Origin of the sequence: Kordiimonas sediminis, assembly GCF_014656395.1 — a bacterium.
Taxonomy (GTDB): domain Bacteria; phylum Pseudomonadota; class Alphaproteobacteria; order Sphingomonadales; family Kordiimonadaceae; genus Kordiimonas_A; species Kordiimonas_A sediminis.
The window spans coordinates 1,446,150-1,467,839 of sequence record NZ_BNCI01000001.1; the positions used below are offsets into that span (position 1 = coordinate 1,446,150).

The 21,690-nt window shown below is 51.3% G+C and carries 18 protein-coding genes; 10 read left to right on the top strand and 8 right to left on the bottom strand.

All coding sequences use genetic code 11. The features are described from left to right. Window positions 1–168 precede the first annotated feature (168 nt). From ccoN to ccoS, 8 genes are read left to right on the top strand one after another with little or no spacing between them, the layout of a single operon-like run. Window positions 169–1,815 (top strand): cytochrome-c oxidase, cbb3-type subunit I, encoded by a 1,647-nt coding sequence (gene ccoN, locus IE181_RS06390; protein WP_229819186.1) that lies wholly within the window; start codon window positions 169–171, stop codon window positions 1,813–1,815. Between the two features lie 11 nt (window positions 1,816–1,826). Continuing rightward, window positions 1,827–2,555 carry a cytochrome-c oxidase, cbb3-type subunit II gene (gene ccoO / locus IE181_RS06395; protein ID WP_191250985.1) on the top strand — a complete coding sequence of 243 codons (729 nt, stop codon included), beginning with the start codon at window positions 1,827–1,829 and terminating at the stop codon, window positions 2,553–2,555. Between the two features lie 11 nt (window positions 2,556–2,566). Continuing rightward, entirely contained in the window at window positions 2,567–2,746 is a 180-nt protein-coding gene (locus tag IE181_RS06400; protein ID WP_191250987.1) for a cbb3-type cytochrome c oxidase subunit 3, read from the top strand. Beyond that, a complete protein-coding gene (ccoP, locus tag IE181_RS06405; RefSeq protein WP_191250989.1) occupies window positions 2,739–3,692 on the top strand; it encodes a cytochrome-c oxidase, cbb3-type subunit III in 954 nt (317 codons plus the stop codon). The genes IE181_RS06400 and ccoP overlap by 8 nt, the downstream gene beginning before the upstream one ends. 45 nt (window positions 3,693–3,737) lie before the next feature. Further along, window positions 3,738–5,279 carry a cytochrome c oxidase accessory protein CcoG gene (ccoG, locus tag IE181_RS06410; RefSeq protein ID WP_191250991.1) on the top strand — a complete coding sequence of 514 codons (1,542 nt, stop codon included), beginning with the start codon at window positions 3,738–3,740 and terminating at the stop codon, window positions 5,277–5,279. 13 nt (window positions 5,280–5,292) lie between these two features. Beyond that, a complete protein-coding gene (locus tag IE181_RS06415; protein ID WP_191250993.1) occupies window positions 5,293–5,790 on the top strand; it encodes a FixH family protein in 498 nt (165 codons plus the stop codon). Continuing rightward, window positions 5,787–7,967, top strand: coding sequence for a heavy metal translocating P-type ATPase (locus tag IE181_RS06420; RefSeq protein WP_191250995.1), 2,181 nt, complete (start codon window positions 5,787–5,789; stop codon window positions 7,965–7,967). Before IE181_RS06415 ends, IE181_RS06420 begins: the two co-directional genes overlap by 4 nt. Further along, the gene (gene ccoS, locus IE181_RS06425; RefSeq protein WP_191250998.1) at window positions 7,964–8,122 is read left to right on the top strand and encodes a cbb3-type cytochrome oxidase assembly protein CcoS; all 159 of its coding nucleotides are present in this window, start codon (window positions 7,964–7,966) and stop codon (window positions 8,120–8,122) included. Before IE181_RS06420 ends, ccoS begins: the two co-directional genes overlap by 4 nt. Window positions 8,123–8,233: 111 nt before the next feature. Here ccoS and IE181_RS06430 read toward each other — a convergent pair whose 3' ends face one another. The 6 genes from IE181_RS06430 to IE181_RS06455 all read right to left on the bottom strand — a co-directional run bounded on the left by IE181_RS06430 (window position 8,234) and on the right by IE181_RS06455 (window position 17,775). Further along, entirely contained in the window at window positions 8,234–9,805 is a 1,572-nt protein-coding gene (locus IE181_RS06430) for an AMP-binding protein (RefSeq protein ID WP_229819188.1), read from the bottom strand. A 169-nt stretch (window positions 9,806–9,974) separates the two neighbouring features. Next, window positions 9,975–11,330 carry a metal-dependent hydrolase family protein gene (locus tag IE181_RS06435; protein ID WP_191251001.1) on the bottom strand — a complete coding sequence of 452 codons (1,356 nt, stop codon included), beginning with the start codon at window positions 11,328–11,330 and terminating at the stop codon, window positions 9,975–9,977. Between the two features lie 91 nt (window positions 11,331–11,421). Then, window positions 11,422–13,056, bottom strand: coding sequence for a M20/M25/M40 family metallo-hydrolase (locus tag IE181_RS06440; RefSeq protein ID WP_191251003.1), 1,635 nt, complete (start codon window positions 13,054–13,056; stop codon window positions 11,422–11,424). 285 nt (window positions 13,057–13,341) lie between these two features. Then, window positions 13,342–14,853, bottom strand: coding sequence for an L-piperidine-6-carboxylate dehydrogenase (amaB, locus tag IE181_RS06445; RefSeq protein WP_191251005.1), 1,512 nt, complete (start codon window positions 14,851–14,853; stop codon window positions 13,342–13,344). Between the two features lie 105 nt (window positions 14,854–14,958). After that, window positions 14,959–16,629: a thiamine pyrophosphate-binding protein gene (locus IE181_RS06450; protein WP_191251007.1), complete on the bottom strand. Its 1,671-nt coding sequence runs from the start codon at window positions 16,627–16,629 to the stop codon at window positions 14,959–14,961. A gap of 30 nt (window positions 16,630–16,659) precedes the next feature. Beyond that, window positions 16,660–17,775: a saccharopine dehydrogenase family protein gene (locus IE181_RS06455; RefSeq protein WP_191251009.1), complete on the bottom strand. Its 1,116-nt coding sequence runs from the start codon at window positions 17,773–17,775 to the stop codon at window positions 16,660–16,662. A 102-nt stretch (window positions 17,776–17,877) separates the two neighbouring features. Between IE181_RS06455 and IE181_RS06460 the strand changes: the two genes are divergently transcribed. Continuing rightward, window positions 17,878–18,360 (top strand): Lrp/AsnC family transcriptional regulator, encoded by a 483-nt coding sequence (locus tag IE181_RS06460; RefSeq protein WP_229819189.1) that lies wholly within the window; start codon window positions 17,878–17,880, stop codon window positions 18,358–18,360. A 41-nt stretch (window positions 18,361–18,401) separates the two neighbouring features. Here the strand turns inward: IE181_RS06460 and IE181_RS06465 are convergent, their stop codons facing one another. Together IE181_RS06465 and IE181_RS06470 are read right to left on the bottom strand one after the other, a co-directional pair. Next, on the bottom strand, window positions 18,402–19,226 hold the full coding sequence (locus tag IE181_RS06465) for a flagellin (RefSeq protein ID WP_191251011.1): 825 nt from the start codon (window positions 19,224–19,226) through the stop codon (window positions 18,402–18,404). Between the two features lie 154 nt (window positions 19,227–19,380). Further along, window positions 19,381–20,190 (bottom strand): tyrosine-protein phosphatase, encoded by an 810-nt coding sequence (locus tag IE181_RS06470; protein WP_191251013.1) that lies wholly within the window; start codon window positions 20,188–20,190, stop codon window positions 19,381–19,383. Window positions 20,191–20,403: 213 nt separating this feature from the next. Between IE181_RS06470 and zapE the strand changes: the two genes are divergently transcribed. Beyond that, the gene (gene zapE / locus IE181_RS06475; RefSeq protein WP_191251015.1) at window positions 20,404–21,609 is read left to right on the top strand and encodes a cell division protein ZapE; all 1,206 of its coding nucleotides are present in this window, start codon (window positions 20,404–20,406) and stop codon (window positions 21,607–21,609) included. Window positions 21,610–21,690 lie beyond the last annotated feature (81 nt).

Below are 21,690 nucleotides of genomic sequence, written 5' to 3' on the forward strand. Positions count from 1 at the left end.
GGGCAAGTTGTGCGACAGCGCGTCGCATGGTGTGTCGAGCGGTTTTTGACATTTATCAACTCGCCAATCCCCGAAAAAGGGGAAAAGGACGCATTGTTAACGCGCCTGCATATTTGTCTCCATAGGGGGAGACAAGGAAAAGCGGGCCATAAGACTAGGGGAAAGACCATGGGGTGTGATGGATCAGCCGATATGGCGGTCAAGAAGGGCCTGAGCTTACCAGCCCTTATCACCATGATACTTTTTGCTGTAGGGACGCTCGGGGGCGTGATTGTCTCTGCGGGTGCCTGGGATGCCGTGATGGAATTTCATGCGCTTCTCTTTTCTGCCTTTTTTGTTGGCGGGATCCTTTGGATTGGCAGCAATATCATGTCCGAGCCTGAACAAGGCTATATGGATAAAATTGTTAGATACGGCGTTGTCGCTTCAACCTTCTGGGGTGTTGTGGGCTTTTTAGTCGGCTTTCTTATTGCCGCACAGCTAGCCTTCCCGGAATTAAATTTTGATACATCGTTCTTGAATTTTGGTCGGATGCGTCCACTGCACACTAGTGCGGTTATTTTTGCGTTTGGCGGTAACGTTCTGTTGTGTACCAGCTTTTATGTTGTACAGCGGACCTGTCATGCACGTCTTTGGGGCGGCAATCTGGCGTGGTTTGTATTCTGGGGCTATCAGTTCTTTATCGTTCTGGCAGCAACAGGCTACCTGCTTGGTGTTACTCAGGGTAAAGAATACGCAGAGCCAGAGTGGTATGTTGATTTGTGGCTGACCATTGTGTGGGTTGCGTATCTGCTGGTGTTCCTTGGTACGCTGATCAAGCGTAAAGAACCGCACATTTATGTGGCGAACTGGTTCTATCTTGGTTTCATCGTAACAATTGCGATGCTGCACCTTGGGAATAACATGGCGGTGCCGGTTTCAATCTATTCCAGCCAGTCAATTATTCTTTATTCTGGTGTTCAGGATGCACTGATTCAGTGGTGGTACGGTCACAATGCGGTGGGTTTCTTCCTGACTGCTGGCTTCCTTGCCATTATGTATTACTTCATCCCGAAAGCGGTGAATCGTCCGGTCTATTCTTACCGGTTGTCGATCATCCATTTCTGGGCGCTGATCTTCCTGTATATCTGGGCGGGACCACACCACCTGCACTATACTGCGCTGCCAGACTGGTCGCAGACACTGGGGATGGTCTTCTCCATCATGCTGTGGATGCCGTCCTGGGGTGGTATGATCAACGGTCTGATGACGCTTTCCGGTGCGTGGGACAAGTTGCGTACTGACCCGATCGTGCGGATGCTGGTTGTGTCAGTTGCTTTCTACGGCATGTCCACATTCGAAGGTCCGGTAATGTCTATCAAGGCGGTTAACAGCCTTAGCCACTATACTGACTGGACTGTTGGTCACGTTCACTCCGGTGCGCTTGGCTGGGTAGGTTTTGTCAGCTTCGGTGCGATCTACTGTCTTGCTAAGTGGGCATTTGGCCGTAAGCAGCTTTACTCAAACCGTCTGGTTGAATGGCACTTCTGGGTGTCCACTATCGGTATTGCTATCTATGTCGCATCCATGTGGGTTGCAGGCATCCTGCAGGGTCTGATGTGGCGTGCATATGATAGCCTGGGCTTCCTGCAATACAGCTTTGCTGAAACTGTTGAACAGATGCACATTTACTATGTCATCCGTGCTTTTGGTGGACTGCTGTTTGTTATTGGATCGTTCATCATGGCGTACAACATTTACCGCACTATCAAGGGCGATGTTCGGGAAGGCGAAGAAATGCCTGACGAAGACGTTGTTCCTGTGGCTGCTGAATAAGGAGAGGTTTCATGGCATTTTCACATAAAACCATTGAGAAAAACTCAATCCTGATGCTGGTCCTTGTTCTGGTGGTGGTATCCATCGGTGGCTTGGTCGAAATTGTGCCTTTGTTTTTCATCAAAAGCACGATCGAAAAAGTAGACGGTATGCGTCCTTATACGCCGCTGGAGCTTGCGGGGCGTGAGATTTACATCCGCGAGGGTTGCTATAACTGTCACTCCCAGATGGTTCGTCCACTACGTGCAGAAGTAGAACGCTATGGCCATTACAGCCTGGCTGCGGAAAGCATGTATGACCACCCATTCCAGTGGGGTTCCAAGCGTACTGGTCCTGACCTTGCACGTGTTGGCGGCAAATACAGTGACGAATGGCACCGGCTGCACCTCAACAAGCCAACAGATGTTGTGCCTGAGAGCGTGATGCCAGGCTATCCGTTCCTGAACGAACCGCTGGACTATAAGCATATGGATGCGTTCCTCAGAGCAAATGCAATTGTGGGTGTTCCTTACACAGACGATATGATTGCAAATGCTGTGGCTGACGTTGAGGCGCAGGCAGATCCAGAGAGCGAAGGCTATGATGCGCTTCTGGAGCGGTACGGCGACAATGTGAACATTCGTGACTTTGATGGCCAAGGCAAGCAAGTCACTGAAATGGACGCTGTTATTGCTTACCTGCAGATGCTTGGCACGCTTGTTGACTTCTCAACATATGATGCCAAAGCGAACAATCGCTAGGAGTCGGTGAAATGGATTATTCAAATACGATTTATTTTGCTGAGACCTGGGGACTGGTGATCCTTTGCACCATGTTCGCTGTCGGAGTGGCGTACGCGCTCTGGCCGTCCAACAAAGATAAGTTCGAGCACGCAGCCAGTCTGCCGCTTGAGGAGAATGAAACCTCACATGAAGGAGGTCGTCATGAGTAAAATCGAACGTGACGAACACACCGGTACTGAGACCACTGGCCATGAATGGGACGGCATTAAGGAACTGAATACGCCGCTTCCTAAATGGTGGCTCTACACCTTCTACGCCTGTATTCTGTGGTCTATTGGATACATGGTTGTTTATCCTGCCATTCCGTTTGCCGGAGAGAATGGATATTCAGAAGGTACATTCGGGTATAGTCAGCGTGATGTGGTGGCAGAAGAGGTTGCTCAGGCTAAAGCAGCCCAAAGCCAGTATCTGGACCAGATTGCTGCCAAGGATTTCGAGGAAATCCGTGGGGATCAGGATCTGATGGCCTTCGCGGCTCAGGGTGGTAAAGCTGCATTTGGTGATAACTGTGCACCATGTCACGGCACTGGCGCGCAGGGTTTCACTGGCTTTCCAAACCTGAATGATGATGACTGGATTTGGGGCGGTACGCTTTCTGATATCTATCAGACTATCAAGCACGGTATCCGCTGGGATGAGGATGATGAAACTCGTTTTTCTGAAATGCCGCGTTTCCTGGATGATGGTCTTCTCGAGCGCTCTCAGGTAGAAGACGTGACAGAGTATGTTCTGTCTCTCTCCGGCAATAGTAGTTCACCTGAGAAGGTTGAGCGTGGTGCGGTGATCTTCGCTGAACAGTGTACAGTATGTCACGGTGAAAGCGGCATGGGTGACCGGATGCAGGGTGCACCAAATCTTACAGACGCGATCTGGCTTTATGGTGGCGAGCGTGAGGACGTGTACTCCACTATCGCGCATTCCCGTCGCGGTGTGATGCCTTCATGGGCTGGACGTCTTGACGACGCTACTATCAAGCAGCTGGTACTGTATGTACACGGCCTTGGTGGTGGTGAGCAGACTATCGCAGATGAAGCAGAAGACTTTGCCGAGGAAATGGCAGACGAACCTGTCGAAGATGAGGCTGCGCAGCAGTAAGCGTCAATACTGAAGTATTTGTAACCCCGGTTTAGGGAGACTTTTATGACTGCCGAGAAAAACACTGATCAAGCTGCCGAGACCTATAAAAAGTCTCCTGCTGGAACTAGTGCTGGTGGGTCTGTCCTTGGAACGCCTGATGCGAAACCCGCAATCAATCGTGAAGAAGACAAGGTTCAACTCTATGCAGATCGTGTAAAAGTTTTCCCACGCCGGGTTTACGGTACTTTCAGATCAATCAAATGGATAGTGATGGCTTTGTCGCTATCCATCTACTATTTGACACCGTGGATCAGATTTGATCGTGGTCCTGGTGTGCCTGATCAGGCCGTCCTGATCGATATGCCTGCCCGTAAGGCGTATTTCTTCTGGATCGAAATCTGGGCGCAGGAAGTTTATTATGCGACCGGCCTTTTGATATTGGCGGCAATGATTTTGTTTCTGATGACCTCGCTTGCCGGACGCGTCTGGTGTGGCTATGCCTGCCCCCAAACGGTCTGGACCGATTTGTTCGTGCATATTGAACGCTGGATACAGGGCGACCGCAATCAGCGCATGAAACTTGAAAAAGCGCCGTGGGGTCCGTCGAAGATTTTCAAAAAATTCTTCACGCATATCTGCTTTATGATTGTCTCTATTTTGACGGGCGGGGCATTCGTTTTCTATTTCGGGGACGCACCGACACTTGCCGTACAGCTGGTGACGGGGGATGCGCCGATGACCAGTTATCTGTTCATTGCGATCACGGCTGGATTTACATATTTGCTGGGTGGTATTGCGCGGGAGCAGGTCTGTATTTACATGTGTCCATGGCCCCGTATTCAGGGCGCTTTGGTGGATGAAAACAGCCTGTTGGTGACGTATAATAAAGACCGTGGCGAGGACCGTGGTCCACACAAAAAAGGCGACACATGGGAAGGCCGCGGTGACTGTATTGACTGTAAGCAGTGTGTTGCTGTGTGCCCCATGGGGATTGATATCCGTAATGGTTTTCAACTGGAATGTATCCAGTGTGCGCTGTGTGTTGATGCCTGTAACGGGATCATGGAAAAAATTGACCGGCCAAAGAACCTGATCGGCTATGCACCGACCCACGTTGATATGGCTGGTGGTAAAGTCACGCAGGAAACAAAAATCCTGCGACCACGGATTTTCATTTACATGGGCATGATTGCAATTGTGTGCGGTATTATGCTGACATCTTTGTTCACGCGGTCTGATATTGAACTGAATGTTCTGAAAGACCGTAACCCACTGTTTGTGACCCTTTCCTCTGGGGAAATCCGTAACGGTTACACCGTCAATATTCTGAATAAACAGCATGTGGATCGTCCGGTTTATGTGCGTGTGTCCGGCATTGAAGGTGCGCAAATCAGAACCGCTTTTTCAGAGCCAGCGAAGCAGGTAAAAACCACTGTACCACCAGATGATATGCGCAGTCTGCGTGTGTTTGTGCTGGTAGACGGAAAGATTGCCACAACAGGTGACCTGGCGGACGGTAAAGGCGAGGTAACATTCGAAGTACTGGATGAAAACGGTACGCTTCTTTTGGATCATGACAGCGCCTTCAACAGCGCAGGCAAGTAGGCGGAGTAAGATAGTGTCAGAGAAGAAACCCTTTACCGGTGGTAAGTTCCTCCTGTGGGTGCTTGGTTTTTTTGCCGTAGTGATTTCTGTAAATATTGTGATGGCATATTTCGCTTTGGGGACTTTCTCAGGCGTGGTGACAGACGATGCCTATTCAAAGGGTCGGGATTATAACCAGACACTGGAAGCCGCTAAAGAACAGGCGAAGCTTGGCTGGCAGGCTCAGTTTCAGGCTACAAGCCTGTCTGAGAGCGAATATGCCCTTTCTGTCACGCTGGCGGACAAAGACGGCGTTCCGCTTGATGACCTTACTGTATCGCTTGAACTGCGTCGTCCCGCACGGCAAGACTTGGATCAGACCGTGTCGCTGGCACGTGTCGGTGCGGGGGAGTATCGCGGCGTGGTGTCTTTGCCACTGCAGGGGCGCTGGCTCGTCCATATCACAGCACAGCGCGGCGAGACCACGTTCCTTCTGAACGATGAGTTCATGACAGCAGTTTCCAGCCAATGACCCAGGCTATGACAGCGTCTTCCAAAGACCCGTATGTGCGGCTCCTCTCTGATACGGAAGCCGAGGCAGAGTTGCATGTGCCTACAATGCACTGTGCCGCCTGTATTTCCAAAGTAGAACGCGGCATGCCCGAGTTTGAGGGGGTTAACTATGCGCGTGCGAACCTATCCACGAAACGGGTTAAAGTGCGTTTTAACCCCCAGCTTGTCAGTCTTGATGATGTTATCGCTGATTTTGATCAGGTAGGCTTCAAAGCGAGCCCCTTTAATAGCGAAAAGGCTGATGTAGAGGGGGACAAGACAGCCAAGGAGCTGTTGATCGCACTGGCTGTGGCAGGTTTTGCAAGTGCGAATATCATGCTGTTTTCCGTGTCGGTTTGGTCTGGCGGTGAAATGGCAGAAGAGACGCGCTCTCTGTTTCACTGGATTTCGGCCATCATTGCCATTTTGGCGATTGCCTATTCCGGGCGTCCCTTCTTCCGCAGTGCCTTGACCGCGCTGAAGGCTGGCGGTGTGAATATGGATGTGCCAATCGCGCTTGCGGTTGTGCTGTCGGTTATTGCCAGCATTTATGAAAGCTATCGTGGCGGAGAACTGGTGTATTTCGAAGCCGGGATTATGCTGTTGTTTTTCCTGTTGATCGGACGCTATCTGGATCAGCGCATGCGGTCCAAGGCTTCTGATGCTGCGCAGAATTTGCTGGCACTGAAGGCGGTTCCTGCAACGGTTATCGGCGAAGATGGGTCCCAAACCACTGTACCGTCCGAGCAGGTTGAAACTGGGGCGACGGTTCTGGTTCAGACTGGAATGCGCCTACCTGTGGACGGCGAGATAATTAAGGGCGTCAGTGACATTGATACCTCTTTGGTGACGGGGGAAACGGTGCCGGTCAAAGCCGAGGTTGGCGATAAGGTTTTTGCCGGTACGCTGAATATTTCGGCGCCCCTTCATGTTCGGGTTGAAGGACGCGGCGAAGATACCTTCCTCGCAGAAATCGTCCGCCTGATGGAGGTAGCAGAGCAGGGGCGTTCCGCCTTCGTCAGGCTGGCTGATCGTTTGGCCCGATCTTACGCACCTGTGGTGCATGTTCTGGCGGCTGCGACATTCCTGGGCTGGTGGTGGTACGCTGATGACCCTCATATGGCATTGATGCGGGCGGTGGCTGTTTTGATCATAACCTGCCCATGTGCACTTGGGCTTGCAGTGCCGGTGGTACAGGTTGTTGCGTCTGGGCGTCTGCTGTCTGCGGGTATTCTGGTAAAGTCCGAAGATGGCTTGGAACGCATGGGTAATGTTGATACGGTCGTCTTTGACAAGACGGGCACACTGACCCTTGGCGAAATGACCCTGATTAACGGTGCAGATATTGCGTCGCGTGATCTGTTAATGGCAGCTGCGATTGGTGTTACCAGCAGGCACCCTTTGGCACAGGCTGTCGCAAACGCAGCGGGCAAGCGCCGTATTCCGATGATGGACAGCGTCTCTGAAATTCCAGGAAGCGGTCTGGTCGGCGAGTTAAAGGGCAAGACACTTAAACTGGGTAGCCGGGAACATGTTGGCCATGTTACCCCTGACGCTGCTACAGGGCCGGAATTGTGGTTGCGCATTGATGATGCTGCCCCGATTCAATTTCGGTTTTCTGATCAGTTGCGTCCTGATGCAGCAGACGTTGTCGCGGGGCTGAAGAAATCAGGGAAACGGGTTATTCTTGTGTCTGGTGACCGTAAGGAAACGGTGGAGCGTGTCGCCACAGAGGCTGGCATAGACGAATGGTACGGCGACCGCAGGCCTGATGACAAAATCGAAATTCTGGAAAAGCTGAAGGAAGACGGTGCAACTATTTTGATGGTTGGGGACGGCCTGAATGATGCACCGGCCTTGCGGGCGGCACACGTTTCTTTGTCGCCTTCCTCCGCAACGGATGTTACGCAAACTGCATCCGATTTTGTCTTCCAGGGTAAAAGTCTGACTGCGGTTTCGGAAGTGTTGACCGTCACCCACAAAACGCGCAGACTGGTTCTGGAGAATTTTGCACTGGCACTTGGGTATAATGTGATTGCCGTGCCGTTGGCAGTTCTTGGATTTGTGACCCCGCTTGTTGCGGCGATCGCAATGTCTGCGTCTTCGATTGTTGTGACAGCGAACGCCCTTCGCCTGAAAATGGGAGCAGCAAAATGAATGTTCTTTTAATCCTGATACCTGTGGCCTTGTTTCTGGGGGCAATCGGGCTTGGTGCCTTTGTCTGGTCTTTGAAGTCTGGTCAGTTTGATGACCTTGACGGTGCCGCAGAACGTATCCTGATGGATGATGACGAAGACGAAGTCATTACCTGATATTTCGGATGTCAAAAAGTTTTAGCGCCCCAGACCCGGGGCGCTTATGACTGGCAAGGGTGTCGCCAGACTCAATTTGAAAAGGCCCCTTCGACCCACCTGTCACGCAATTCAAAACGGCGTATTTTGCCTGATCCGGTCAGCGGAAATTCTGACACATAATGCCATTCGGACGGTGTTTTTTGCGGTGATATATGGGCCCTGCAGTGGGCTCAGTTCTTCCGGGGAGATTGCAGTGTCGGTAGAAAGCCTGATAAAGGCACCGACGATTTCGCCCCATTTGTCATCGGGTAAGCCAACAACTGCTATTTCCGCTACTGCGGGATGTTCCAGAAGGCAATTTTCAATCTCTGCCGGGAAAAGATTTTCGCCGCCGCGAATAATCATCTCTTTTACACGGCCGGTAATGCGCAGGTACCCACTTTCGTCCATGGTGCCCAGATCGCCGGTATGCAGCCACCCTTCTGCGTCAATTGTGGCATCTGTAGCATCCGGATTTTCGTGGTAGCCCAACATATTCAGATACCCGCGTGTGCAGATTTCCCCTTGTGTGCCACAAGGCAGTATCGCCCCGGTATCGGTGTCTTTAATCGCCACTTCTATTTGCGGCATGGGTTGGCCAATTGTAGTTGCAATGGTCTCAACACTATCAAGCGGGCGGGTCATGGTAATAAGCGGGGATGTCTCTGTCTGGCCGTACACCGTGATGAATGAACACTCCCATGTATCTATCACGCGGCGCACAAGCTCTGGCGGTACCATAGCCCCGCCGGACCCTGAATGAGACATGGCAGAAAAGTCACGCGGTGTCTGCCTGTAATCTTCAAGAAGTGCAACGAGCATAGTGGGAACACCGAAGACCATGTTGATGCTTTCGCGTTCCACCAGCGCATTCACCGCACTTGGGATAAAGATGGATACAATATAATTGGTAGACCGGGCCAAAACCGAACCAAGTACCGCAAGCCCACAGCCGGAACAGTGAAACATGGGCATCATCGTTATGATCCGTGCCTGTGTGTCCAGCATGTTGAGTATACACTGCTGGTGATAGGCGCTGTTGACCATCCCCTTATGGTGCAGCAGGGCGCCTTTGGGAAAGCCAGTTGTACCCGACGTATACTGTATCTGTGCCGGGTCTCCGGGTGATACATCAGGAAGCGACGGTGCGGCCTGCTCCCCCTTTATCCGGTCAAGGATGCTATCAAGATAGACAAGCTCCTGAAGGTGCGGGATGTCTTTGGCTACTTTTTCCGCGATTTCCCCCATCGGGTTGCCGCGATATTCATGGACCAGAAACAGGGCGACTGAGCCGGACTGCTTCAGCACATAGGAGAGCTCTTTGGGTTGATAGGACGGGTTGACTGTCACGAGAATAAGGCCGGCAAAGCCGCAGGCAAATTCAAATAATACCCATTCTGGTGAATTGGGTGACCAGACAGCGACCCTGTCGCCTTTATTAAATCTTGCGGCAAGCCAGTGCGCCAGCGCAAGACTGTCATCAAGCATCTCTTGATAGGTCCATCGTCTGCCAGTCTCGCCCGTGGGCAGAACATCCACAAGGCCACAGGTATCAGGAACGGCGGTCGCCGCTTCTCGTAATATCTCGCCGACAGTTTTATCAATAACGGCGAAATCTTCCTGTTTTGGAAAATAGGACTCAGACAGTTGAACGCTATACATATACCCTCCCGATAAGCAGAGCCGCCGGAATCCAAGCAGATTGCAGCAGCTTTTGTTACTTCCAGTGCAGTGTATTTTCCCTCCCCAGAGAAAACAGATGCACGGCTAGCATGCCCCAATTATTTCGGTGGCTCAATTCAAATCGGTATCGGGTTGCATAAAGATACTATCAAGGGTCGGCTTTGATGATTTTGCCGCCCTTCATGACAAAGGTTACACGCTCCAATGTTCGGATCTCTTCTAAAGGATTGTCGGCTACCGCTATGATATCGGCGCGCAGGCCAGGCTTTAGCTGTCCCCTGTCGGACACACCCAGCAGGTCTGCAGCATTGATGGTTGCACTTTTCAGGGCGTCAACCTCGGTCATACCGCGTTTGACCATGGCGTAGAATTCGCGGCCCACTTCGCTGTGTCGCATTACGCCGGAATCGGTACCAAGGGCAATGTTCACACCTTCTTTCACGGCCAGACGGAAACTGGCTTCGTGCAAGGGCGTCAGATAATTATTTTTATCCACGGTCCACTGCGGCGTGTTTGGCGGCAGGGGGATGTCATCCAGATACACCGTAGGTACAAGATAGGTGCCGCGTTTCTTCATTTCGCGGACAATCTCGGGCGTTAGTGTGGAGCCGTGCTCAATAGAGGCAACACCGGCCTTGACCGCCGCCATAATACCGTCGCTTCCGTGGGCATGTGCCATTACTTTCAAACCGTGCCGGGTTGCTTCTTCTACGATGACTTTCAGTTCTTCGTCAGAATATTGCTGAGCGCCTGGAGAATCACCTTTTGAGAAGACACCGGCCGTTGCGCAGACTTTGATAACCTTCACGCCGTGCTTGGCCTGATAGCGAACTGCACGCAGGATTTCTGCCTTTCCGTTAGCAATGCCCTGTTCTGGTTTTAATTCCATAATGCCGGGCGCAAAGCCCGTGACATCGCAGTGGCCACCGGTAATGGAAATATAGTGCCCGGCAGGATAAATGCTTGGGCCAACGATACGGCCAGCATCAATGGCGCGCATCAAGGCAACATCGGCAAATCCAGGAAAGGTGCCTGCATCGCGGACCGTGGTAAAGCCTGCATGCAGCATTTCCTGACCGAACTGAACGCCGTGTAGTGCCCAGTCAGCTGGAGTTTCCATGACGGGTGCCGTGGTCCAGTGATCGCCTGTGTAATAATCAAGGGTGACATGACTGTGCATATCCATCAACCCCGGCAGCAGAATCTGATCTTCGAGATCAGTGACAGGCAGGGCAGGGTCAGTGTTGCCAGGGTTGACCGCACTGATCAGCCCGTCTTTGATAACCAGTGTTGCTGGCCTGATGAGCTTGCCCGTTGCTACATCAATCATGCCAGCTGCCTTTATGACCTGATCGGATGCACCCACGGGAGCAAAGGAGACCAGAGACGCCAGAAGCAGTGTTGACAGGGCCAGTCGCAGATTCTTTACCTTTACTACCAGCATCTTTGAAAGTGAGCGGCAGACAATGAACACACTGTCATGATGTAAGGAACGGCAAGTCATCGTTGGCACCTTTTTGATATGTAGCAGGTGGAGAAAAATGACCCAGCTCTTGGGCTGGGTCGTTTTGTTATGTGACGGGCTTTCGGAAGCCTTAGTTCGCGTCTTTCGGTGCGGCTGTGGCCAAGGAGAATAGCATATCAACATATGCTTTCTCGATTTCAGCAAGGCCGGCAACCTTCACGCCTTCCGCCGGTTCAATCAGCAGGAATTCGTTCGGTGCATGGGCGCCTCTGCCGTGACCAAGACCCGCAGGAATAAGCGGCAGTTTCAGACGATCTGTAAACTGGTAGAAAGGCGCACTACCCGCAATCCGTGGGTTGATCGACAGGCCTTCTGTATATTTGTTGTACACAGAAATTACCGTCTGGCTGATGTCAGCAAACGCTGATGTTTGTGCAGCAGGATAGCCGGACATCTGACGCAGTTCGATATCCTGATACCCATTGGCATCCAGATGGGCACGGATTTTGGCTAACATGTCAGCCGGATCCTGACCAAGCGGTAGACGGCTGTCCACCTTCGCTGTTGCAATGTGCGGCAGGATTGTCTTGGTGCCTTCACCCGTATAACCAGACCAGAGACCATCCACATTCAGTGTGGGGTTATACAGAAGGTCAACAAGTGCTTCGCGGCCAGTTTGGTCGTCGATCCAGCGGGATACACCCAACACTTTTTGAATCGCTGCATCATCGCGTGTTTCGATCGTCTTGTTGATTAGAAGCTGTTCTTCTTCTGATGGCGGGATGATGTTGTCATAATATCCCGGTATCAGGATTGTATTGCCGTCTTCTGATGTCATGGAGGCAATTGCCTGAATCAGACGCAGGGTCGGCGAATCTACTATGCCTTTATTGGAACCGTGAATTTCCGCGACACTTGGGCCACCCCAATCGCCGCCTTTTGCTTCGATTTCAAAATACAGGATACCCTTCACGCCCAAAAGCATGTTGGATTTACCGTCTGGACCCTGTGATGTCATCGGAAACAGAACACCGTCCGCGGTTTTCATCCGTTCTTCGTATTTGTCTACAATTTGCGGATAGTGCGGGGAGCCAAGCTCCTCTTCACCCTCTGCTGCGATCATCAGGTTAACCGGCAGTGTACCATTTACGTCAATGATTGATTGAAGCGCATTCAGGAACGCACGCTGCGGGCCTTTCTGGTTAACGGCACCGCGTGCCATCATCACTTTACCAAGTTCATGATCAATGATGTTTGCTTCAAACGGTGGGCTTTGCCAGTCTTCTTCATTCACGGGCTGTACGTCATACATCATGTAGATCAGCAGCGTTTTTTCTGCGCCTGCGTCATAATAGCCCCAAACTCCGGGGTGGCCATCGGTTGGAACCAGTTCCGCTTCCTGAAAACCCATGTTTTCTAGGTCGTCACGCAGCATGTTCGCCATATCAATGACGCCGATATTCTGTGCGCTGACAGATGGCTGACGCATCCAGCGCTGCAGGTTTGCGACGTGGTCATCAAGTGACGCATCAATTCTGTCATAGATTTCCTGATGTGTGCCAGTATAACCGGCAACCGTTGCTGGGTCATACATTTCATCAGTTGAAAATGGATACTTTGGACGGCTGACCTGATCGGCAGCTGCGACGGCTGTCTCTGCCTTGCTGTCGCCGGTGTTGGCAGGTGCGCCAGTGTCACATGCTGCCAGCCCAAGTGCGGCCAGTCCAATAGCGCTAAGTTTTAGTGTGGATTTGATCTGTTTCATAAGTCCCCCTTATACACTGTACAAACAGGAAAACGGCCTCTGTTCCCTGTGTGTCGGATCAAACATATTATACGCCTGCAAAAGGATATATCCTTCGGCCATTTTACTGCGACTATGTTTGTTAGAACGCCTGTACGATACACAGCGAGGGGATATGTGTCCAGTTTGCGACCTGGGACGATGGTATGAAGCAGGTGCGGGCACTGCGGTTAATGGCAAACAGGCATAAGAAAAGCCGGGACAATATGCCCCGGCTGCTCTGGTTCTCTTGAACGTCAGATGGGTTTAATCAAGGTCGAACTTGATACCCTGCGCCAAAGGTAGCTCGCGGCTGTAGTTTACTGTGCTTGTCTGACGTCGCATATAGGCACGCCATGCATCAGAACCACTTTCGCGGCCACCGCCCGTTTCTTTTTCGCCGCCAAAAGCACCGCCGATTTCAGCGCCGGACGTGCCAATATTCACGTTCGCGATACCACAATCCGAGCCGGCAGAGGAAATGAAGCTCTCTGCTTCGCGTACATCTGTTGTGAAGATGGCTGACGACAGACCCTGCGGCACATCATTCTGAATTGCCATGGCTTCATCAAAGTCACTGTATTTTACGATGTAGAGGATAGGCGCAAATGTTTCTTCCCGCATGCTTGCTGTCTGCTCTGGCAGCTCAACAATAGCAGGGTTTACATAGTAGCCGTCTGCATATTTATCTTCAAGTGTACGCTCACCGCCAGTGACAGTGCCGCCTTCACCGCGTGCTGCTTCCAAGGCACGCTGCATGGTGTTGAAGCTGTCTTCGTCGATTAGTGGACCAACAAGCGTACCGGCTTCCAGCGGATCCCCAATACGGATGCTGCCGTATGCTTTTTTCAGCTTGGCAACCAATGTGTCGTAGATGCTTTCGTGCGCGATGATACGGCGTGTAGACGTACAGCGCTGACCGCATGTGCCAACCGCACCAAAGACGATCCCGGGAATAGCCATATCCAAATCAGCAGATGGTGCCACGATGATTGCATTGTTACCGCCCAGTTCCAGAAGGCATTTGCCAAAACGCTGTGCAACGCGCGGTCCTACTTCACGGCCCATACGGGTGGAGCCAGTTGCAGAGATAAGGGCCATACGGTGATCATCAACCATGCGTTCGCCAATGTCGCGCATGCCGATGATAATGTCAGACAGTCCTTCTGGTGCATCAGCGCCAAACTTGGCTGCGGCCCGTTCAAATAGTTTTTGGCAGGCAATGGCAGTCAGCGGCGTTTTCTCAGACGGTTTCCAAAGGATGCTATCGCCACATGCGAGGGCAAGTGCCGCATTCCATGACCAGACTGCAACCGGGAAGTTGAACGCAGAAATGATACCAACCGGACCAAGTGGTTGCCAGTATTCGCGCATGTGGTGGCCGGGGCGCTCAGATGCGATAGTCAGGCCGTGTAACTGACGGGACAGACCAACTGCGAATTCGCAGATGTCGATCATTTCCTGTACTTCGCCTTTGCCTTCTTCAAGAATTTTACCACACTCCGCGGTTACAAGGGCACCGAGTGCATCCTTGTGCGTGCGCAGTTCTTCTCCTAGCAAACGGACAAGTTCACCGCGACGAGGTGCAGGTACAGTGCGCCATTTTTTGAAGGCACCGTCTGCTGCTGTGATTTTCGCATCCACCGTTTCGGCAGTGTCCATCGTTGCTTTACCTAGAAGGCTGCCATCAATCGGGCTAAAGACGTCCAGATTCCCCTGTGAAAAGTCGGCAGGGTCCATATCCATGGATTTCAGAATGTCGACGATACGGTCTTGCATAATAATCTACTCTCTTTCTGGTCCGTGTTGCTCCCCGGTGACCAGGTCAATCCAGGGAGGGTTTATTGTGGTGTTAGCAGGCTATATTGGATGAGGGGCGCCTGCTTATGCCCCTCCTTTCAGGGCCGACAAACTGGTTGTCGGTGAAATGGCTTCCTGATCTACAATAATTTCGATCAGTGCTGGTTTACCTGCTTTGCGTGCCGCTTCCAGTGCGGGTGCAAATGCGTCTGTTGTCTCAACCTTGGTCGCAAAACAGCCAAAACTTTCGGCCAGCGCAACGAAATCAGGATTTGACAAATCTGTCCCGGAAACCCGTCCCGGATATTCGCGTTCCTGATGCATGCGGATCGTGCCAAGATAGCCATTGTTGAACACAAGGAAAATAACGTTGGCACCATAGCGAACAGCGGTGGACAATTCCTGCACGCTCATCATAAAACACCCGTCGCCCGCGCAGGCGATGACTGTTTGATCAGGATTGACAATCTTGGCTGCAATGGCTGCAGGGACACCGTATCCCATGGCGCCGGATGTCGGTGCCAATTGGGTAGGGTAAGCCCGGTACTGATTAAACCGGTGTAGCCATGATGCATAATTGCCGGCACCATTTGTGTAAACGGTGTCTTCGGGCAGGACATCTATCATGTGCCGGTACAGTTCAGCTAATTGGACATTGCCGGGATTTTTAACAGGCTCTTGCCATGCCACATATGCAGCACGGGCGTCAGCACACCAGTCTTTCCAGCGGTCCGCATATTTAAACTGCATACCACACAGCGCACGGGCAAATGTTGTCGGTGTTGCGTTGATAGCCAAATCAGGCTGATATACACGGCCAAGTTCTTCTGCACCCTGATGGATGTGGATAAGCGTTTGTTCCGGAACCGGTACAGACAGACGTTTGTAACCGTCTGTTGTCATTTCGCCAAGACGTGGACCAAGGGCAATGATGACATCCGCATCCTGCAGGCGCTGTATCAGCTTGGGATTGGCGCCAATGCCCATATCTCCCACATAACAGGGGTGGCGGTTGTCCATTCTGTCCTGACAGCGGAAGCTGGCAGATGTGGGGATGTTATTGGCGGCCGCAAAGTCTGATACGTCCTTAACAGCATCAGGTGTCCAGCCGCTACCGCCCAGAAGAAGAAAGGGACGTTCTGCATCTTCAAGGATTTCTTCGAATGCGGACATATCCATTTCGCCCGGGTGGGGTTTCGCCGGTGTGTAGGGCACTGACTTTTGCCGGTGTGTTAGGGCGGTCAGCATATCTTCCGGTAGCGCGAGAGCGACCGGCCCCGGACGGCCAGACGTCGCAACCCTGAAGGCACGGCCAATATATTCGCTAATGCGGTCCGCGGTATTGATTTCCGCAGACCATTTGGTCACTTCACTTAGAAAACGGCGATAGTCCATTTCCTGAAAAGCTTCGCGTTCAACCTGATCACTTGCGACCTGGCCAATCAGCATGATCATGGGGGTGCTGTCCTGAAACGCAGTATGCAGACCAATCGTCGCATGCGTGGCACCAGGCCCCCTCGTGACCATGCAAATACCGGGACGCCCTGTCAGCTTGCCGTAAGCTTCTGCCATATTGGCGGCACCGGCTTCGTGCCGACATGTGATATAGGATATGTCACTGTCTACAAGTGCGTCCAGCACTGCGAGATAGGATTCGCCAGGGACGCCAAACGCAATGTCAGCGCCGTTGGCGGTCAGTGCTTCTACAAGAGCCTGACCACCAGACACAGTGGTGGATGATTGATCCGTCGTCATATTTTCCCCCCTCCAAGGGAGCCGCAGGAATTATTCCGCGGCTGCTACTACTGGCGTAGCTACTTCATGAGAACGGGCATAAGCTGAACCAAAGCGGTTTGCAATGAAATCGTGATAGCTGGTGTCTTCCTGACGGACAAAACCTTTTTGTGGAAGTTTGCCTTCAGCCAGAAGGTCAAGCATCGCGCAGATGCCTGCAGCTGTTGTGATTTGAATGCCTGTATGCATCTTGCCACCAATTTCACGGGCATAAACTTTGTGGCTGTAGGATTCCTGAACGAATCTGCCGTCTTTCATTCCTGATACGGACGCAAAGATCACAATCACATCCTGCATGGTTGTTGGCAGGGAGTGCTCAAAGATTTCACGTAGCAGATCCTGACGCTCATTCAGGCGCAGATCATGCAGAAGTGTTTTTAGAATGTCGCGGTGACCTGGATACCGAATCGTGCGGTAGTTTAGATTCTGTACTTTGCCTTTAAGGGTCTCGCACAGTGTTCCAAGGCCGCCCGATGTGTTCATTGCTTCATATTCAAGGCCATCAATTGTGATGTGCTCCAGTTCCTCAAGCGGGGGTACTTCGCGCAGTTCGCCGCGAACGATTGCTTCGCATGGCTGGCAGAATTCATTGATCATGCCGTCAGTTGACCATGTCAGGTTATATTTCAAGGCATTGGACGGGAATTCCGGTAATGCCCCCACACGCAGATGCACATCTTTAAGCTCATCGAACTTTTTAACAAGCTCGTAGGCTGCAATCGTAATGAAGCCGGGCGCAAGACCACACTGTGGAATGAAGGCGGTCTCTGAGTCTTTCGCCAGGTCTTTCACAAGGCGAGTGGATTTCACGTCTTCGGTCAAATCCAGATAGTGTGCTCCTGCTTTTTTTGCTGCAGGTGCAATTACGTGGGTCATGACGTGACCACATGCCATCAGAACGGCATATTTGCCCGCCGCAGCAGCGTCCATCTGCTCTTGATTTAGGGCATCAACCATCTTGGTTGCGATGTTTGGGTGTTTTGGCATCCGGTCCAGTGCAGCCTGATCTCTGTCGGCAACTGTCACATGGTAACTACCACTTTCCGCAAGCATAATCGCGATCATTTCACCGATTTTACCGGCACCCATAAGTAGAATATTTTTCATGATTTCCCTCACACACTGAATGTATTTCCCTTGGCCGGACCGGCCCATATGTCAGAATTTTATGGTTTTTTTCCGTCGATATGTAGTGCAATAATGTAAAAAATGATGTACTATTTCTGGCAAAATGACGGAGATATCGACAAAATGCATATTGGTCTGGATGAAACCGATCGCAAATTATTTGCCTTGTTGCGGGAAGATGCACGGCGGTCTGTATCAGACCTGGCCCGTACGCTAAAATTATCGCGGTCTACGGTACAGGACAGGATAGCGCGGCTAGAGGACCGGGGGTTTATCAATGGCTACACGGTTCGTGTCGGTGAAGACTATTTGGGCCGCACAGTACTTGCGCATGTAATGTTGAAAATAAAACCCAAGGTGCAGGACGATGTTGTTGCCTTCTGCGCCCGGCAGAAAGTCATCACGTCACTTTATACTATATCCGGTGAATATGATCTGGCAGCTGTCCTGCGTGCGGCAACAACGGCAGAGCTTGACGAAACGCTGGATGCGCTTGGCAAGTTGGACGGTGTGGAGCGCACACAAACAAGTGTTGTTCTAAGCACGAAATTTGAGCGCGGGTAGGCGCCCAAAGTATTCCACGTCGTCAGAAATGGCGATCGGTCTTATCGGAACAGGCTTAGCGCACTGCTTGGCGCCTGATTCGCAATGGATAACGCTTGCAGACCCAGCTGTTGTTTAACTTGCAGAGACTGTAGTGTCGCCGATTCTTTCGCCAGATCTGCATCTACAAGGTTGCCAATGCCAACTTCTATCGCATCGCTTACGGAGGTAATGAATTCATGCTGTAAGCTTAGGCGTTTATGCGTGGCACCAAAGTCAGTCAGCGCGGTATTGATTTCGTCGATAGCATTATCCGCCAGTCCAACAACGCTGGCGGCATTGGATGCATTATTGAAATTTGCAGTGGATAATCCAAACTGGAAATAATCCATCGTCAGATCATGGGCGGTTAATTCGACGGTCGTGGAACCATCCGGGCTGGTGATGACGCTGGTTGAATTCGAATCAAGTAGAACCAGATTGTTGCCGCTAAATTCTGCTGACTTTGAGATTGAGTCTACTTGTAAACCGATCTGAAACGCATCTGCCCATAATTTATCGCGGCTATCCTGATCTAAGCCTTCATCAGCGGCAGCTACAGCTTTTCCGCGCAGGTCAATCATTAAGTCGGAAATGGCTTCGCCCGCTGCGATGGCGACATCAAGTGTTGAAAGCCCACGGTCGATACTGTTTTTAACCGCATTATAGCCGGAAAGGGTAGCCCGCATGCGCTGTGCAATTGCATAGACGGAACTATCATCTTTGGCGCTACTAACGCGTAAACCAGTGTTTATACGGGATTGAGTCGTCTCAAGACTTGCGTTCGTTCTTGAGAGATTTTGAAGCGCGAGCAAAGCCCCGCCATTTGTATTAACGCTAAACGACATTCTGTCATCCTAGATATTCTATCTGCACTTCGCTGGCCATTTTGGCCCCGGGTAGATTCTCTACCATAGTGATTATCTAGTCTGAATATACCAATTGAGTCAACGGATTTCACAACCTCTGAGTGAAGAATAATCAGTTTTTCTGGATTCTGAGCTATTCTGCGAGGTAATTTTCTCGCAGAATCTGAAGGCGTTCGGGTGTTAAGCCCATTGCCTTCTCAAGGTATGCATCCATTGATGAATAGTGCCGGTCAATCGCATCATAGGCTGCTTTTAGAAAATCCTCTTCCACGCCAACCAGCGGGTAAACATGCGAAGGATCAATCGTGCGGTCTGCCTTTACCGAAATATACTCTGCCACCTGCGTAGCCTTTGCTTTAAGGTCGACGGCTGTGTTGGTTAGCAAAAAGTCTTCCATCACCTGTTCTTTGGGGGTGCCCAGGGCAGTTAGTATCAGTGCACCGGCAATCCCGGTTCTGTCTTTGCCGGCGGTGCAGTGAAACAGGGTGCCATTGCCGTGTGCTGAATCGATCAAAATATCAAAAAGTGCCTTCAGACCATTAGCGTTTGCGACCGGTATGGTCTCAAATGCCAGCACAAATTGTGACCGTAGGTCTTCCGCAGGGAAAGGCGACGTGGAAAGACGTTCAAATAGCTCTTTAACCCATGCCGCAGCATTGCCCCCAATCGGCACATCGTGATAATCGGGGGACCACATTGGCGGCCAGTGAACCGGGCGATGCTCTTTTTCCTGGGGTGACCGAAAATCAACCACATTTTCTATATCACGCGCCAGCATTTCAGTGCCGCAGTCTGTTGTCATGTCATGCAGATGGCCTGACCGAAACAGGCGTCCCCATCTGATCTTGCGACCCAAGTGGCCTTCGTATCCGCCCATGTCCCGAAAGTTCTGGACCCCGGTTAGTGGAATTAAGCGATTACAATTAGGATGGGTTGTTGGCATGGATACCTTCTGTTTGCAGTGACTGTTTCATACGGTTTTTGACAAAGCCAATAGATACTGCGCCTGCAAAGCAACAGAGCTATTGATTCATAGAACTATCATGTTACGGTCACATTTCAATGGAATTCGCTTGGAATTCTTGCTGGTATCAGGTTTAAAGCGGTTGCCCCTAGTGGTGTGGTGACGTTGAATTCAGGACCCTGCCTTTATCGTATGACGGAAAATCAGAAAAATCTTGGGCCGCGTGCCGCCTATAATCGGATGGTGGAAGATGGCGAGATCAAACCGGATGCGGAACAGTTGCGTGTGATCGACCAGTTTGAACGCCTGTATAGTGAACTTCTGGACTATCCTGAAGTATCGTCAAAAGGACCCGGACTATCGATTAAAAGCTGGCGTCTGTCGACATTGTTTCGTTGGACTGGTGGGGACCGCAAGCCGCCAAAAGGTCTGTATATTTACGGCGGAGTTGGTCGCGGTAAATCCATGTTGATGGATTTATTTCATGATGTTGCGCCGGTGAAGTCCAAAAAACGCATACATTTTCACGAATTTATGCTGGATGTGCATGCCCGCCTGAAAGAGTGGCGGTCGCTGGATGCCAAAGGTCGGGTGGCACGCGGTGGCCGTGCCTCAGAAGATGATCCGATTCCGCCCGTCGCACATCAGATAGCAACGGAAGCCACGCTCCTGTGTTTTGACGAGATGCAGGTGACAGATATTGCAGATGCAATGGTTTTGTCGCGGTTGTTTAAGGAGTTGTTTGAGCGCGGGGTAGTTGTTGTGACAACATCGAACCGTGTGCCGGATGATCTCTACAAGGACGGACTAAACCGTCAATTGTTCCTGCCTTTCATTGGTATGATCAAGGATACACTTGATATTGTGCCCCTTGATGGGCCGACCGATTACCGTCTTGACCGGTTAAAGGGGGTAACTACTTACCATACGCCTATAAATGCAGAAACCACTGCAAAGCTGTCTGAAGCATTTTTCAGATTGACGGACAGAAACGTTGAAGACCGGGATAAAGTTCCGTCAGAGGAGTTGGAAGTCCAGGGCCGGACGTTGTTTGTTCCCAAATCAGCGCGCGGCGTTGCCGTATTCTCTTTCAAGCGGCTTTGTGCAAATGCTTTGGGGGCTGCTGATTATCTGACCATTGCGCGGCACTATCATACGGTTATTCTGGTTGCTATTCCCCGAATGGGACCACAAAATCGCAACGAGGCAAAACGTTTTGTAACACTGATTGATGCGCTCTATGAGCAAGGGGTGAAGCTTTTATGCTCTGCAGAGGCGGAACCTGCTGATCTCTATACATTTGGGGACGGTGCTTTTGAATTTGAGCGCACCGTGTCACGGTTGATGGAGATGCAGTCGCTGGATTATCTGGCGCGGGGGCATGGCGAAGATGTGTAAAATGATTAAAATGCATCATAATTCTAAAGATGTTGAAAAGGCTTGGTCCTTATAGTTCAGAAAAAAGAAGGACCAGTATCA

Coding starts and splice junctions, on each gene's coding strand:
- ccoN (WP_229819186.1), top strand. CDS start 169: ATGGGGTGTGATGGATCAGCCGATATGGCGGTCAAGAAGGGCCTGAGC.
- ccoO (WP_191250985.1), top strand. CDS start 1,827: ATGGCATTTTCACATAAAACCATTGAGAAAAACTCAATCCTGATGCTG.
- IE181_RS06400 (WP_191250987.1), top strand. CDS start 2,567: ATGGATTATTCAAATACGATTTATTTTGCTGAGACCTGGGGACTGGTG.
- ccoP (WP_191250989.1), top strand. CDS start 2,739: ATGAGTAAAATCGAACGTGACGAACACACCGGTACTGAGACCACTGGC.
- ccoG (WP_191250991.1), top strand. CDS start 3,738: ATGACTGCCGAGAAAAACACTGATCAAGCTGCCGAGACCTATAAAAAG.
- IE181_RS06420 (WP_191250995.1), top strand. CDS start 5,787: ATGACCCAGGCTATGACAGCGTCTTCCAAAGACCCGTATGTGCGGCTC.
- ccoS (WP_191250998.1), top strand. CDS start 7,964: ATGAATGTTCTTTTAATCCTGATACCTGTGGCCTTGTTTCTGGGGGCA.
- IE181_RS06430 (WP_229819188.1), bottom strand. CDS start 9,805: ATGTATAGCGTTCAACTGTCTGAGTCCTATTTTCCAAAACAGGAAGAT.
- IE181_RS06435 (WP_191251001.1), bottom strand. CDS start 11,330: ATGACTTGCCGTTCCTTACATCATGACAGTGTGTTCATTGTCTGCCGC.
- IE181_RS06440 (WP_191251003.1), bottom strand. CDS start 13,056: ATGAAACAGATCAAATCCACACTAAAACTTAGCGCTATTGGACTGGCC.
- amaB (WP_191251005.1), bottom strand. CDS start 14,853: ATGCAAGACCGTATCGTCGACATTCTGAAATCCATGGATATGGACCCT.
- IE181_RS06450 (WP_191251007.1), bottom strand. CDS start 16,629: ATGACGACGGATCAATCATCCACCACTGTGTCTGGTGGTCAGGCTCTT.
- IE181_RS06455 (WP_191251009.1), bottom strand. CDS start 17,775: ATGAAAAATATTCTACTTATGGGTGCCGGTAAAATCGGTGAAATGATC.
- IE181_RS06460 (WP_229819189.1), top strand. CDS start 17,878: ATGATGTACTATTTCTGGCAAAATGACGGAGATATCGACAAAATGCAT.
- IE181_RS06465 (WP_191251011.1), bottom strand. CDS start 19,226: ATGTCGTTTAGCGTTAATACAAATGGCGGGGCTTTGCTCGCGCTTCAA.
- IE181_RS06470 (WP_191251013.1), bottom strand. CDS start 20,190: ATGCCAACAACCCATCCTAATTGTAATCGCTTAATTCCACTAACCGGG.
- zapE (WP_191251015.1), top strand. CDS start 20,404: ATGACGGAAAATCAGAAAAATCTTGGGCCGCGTGCCGCCTATAATCGG.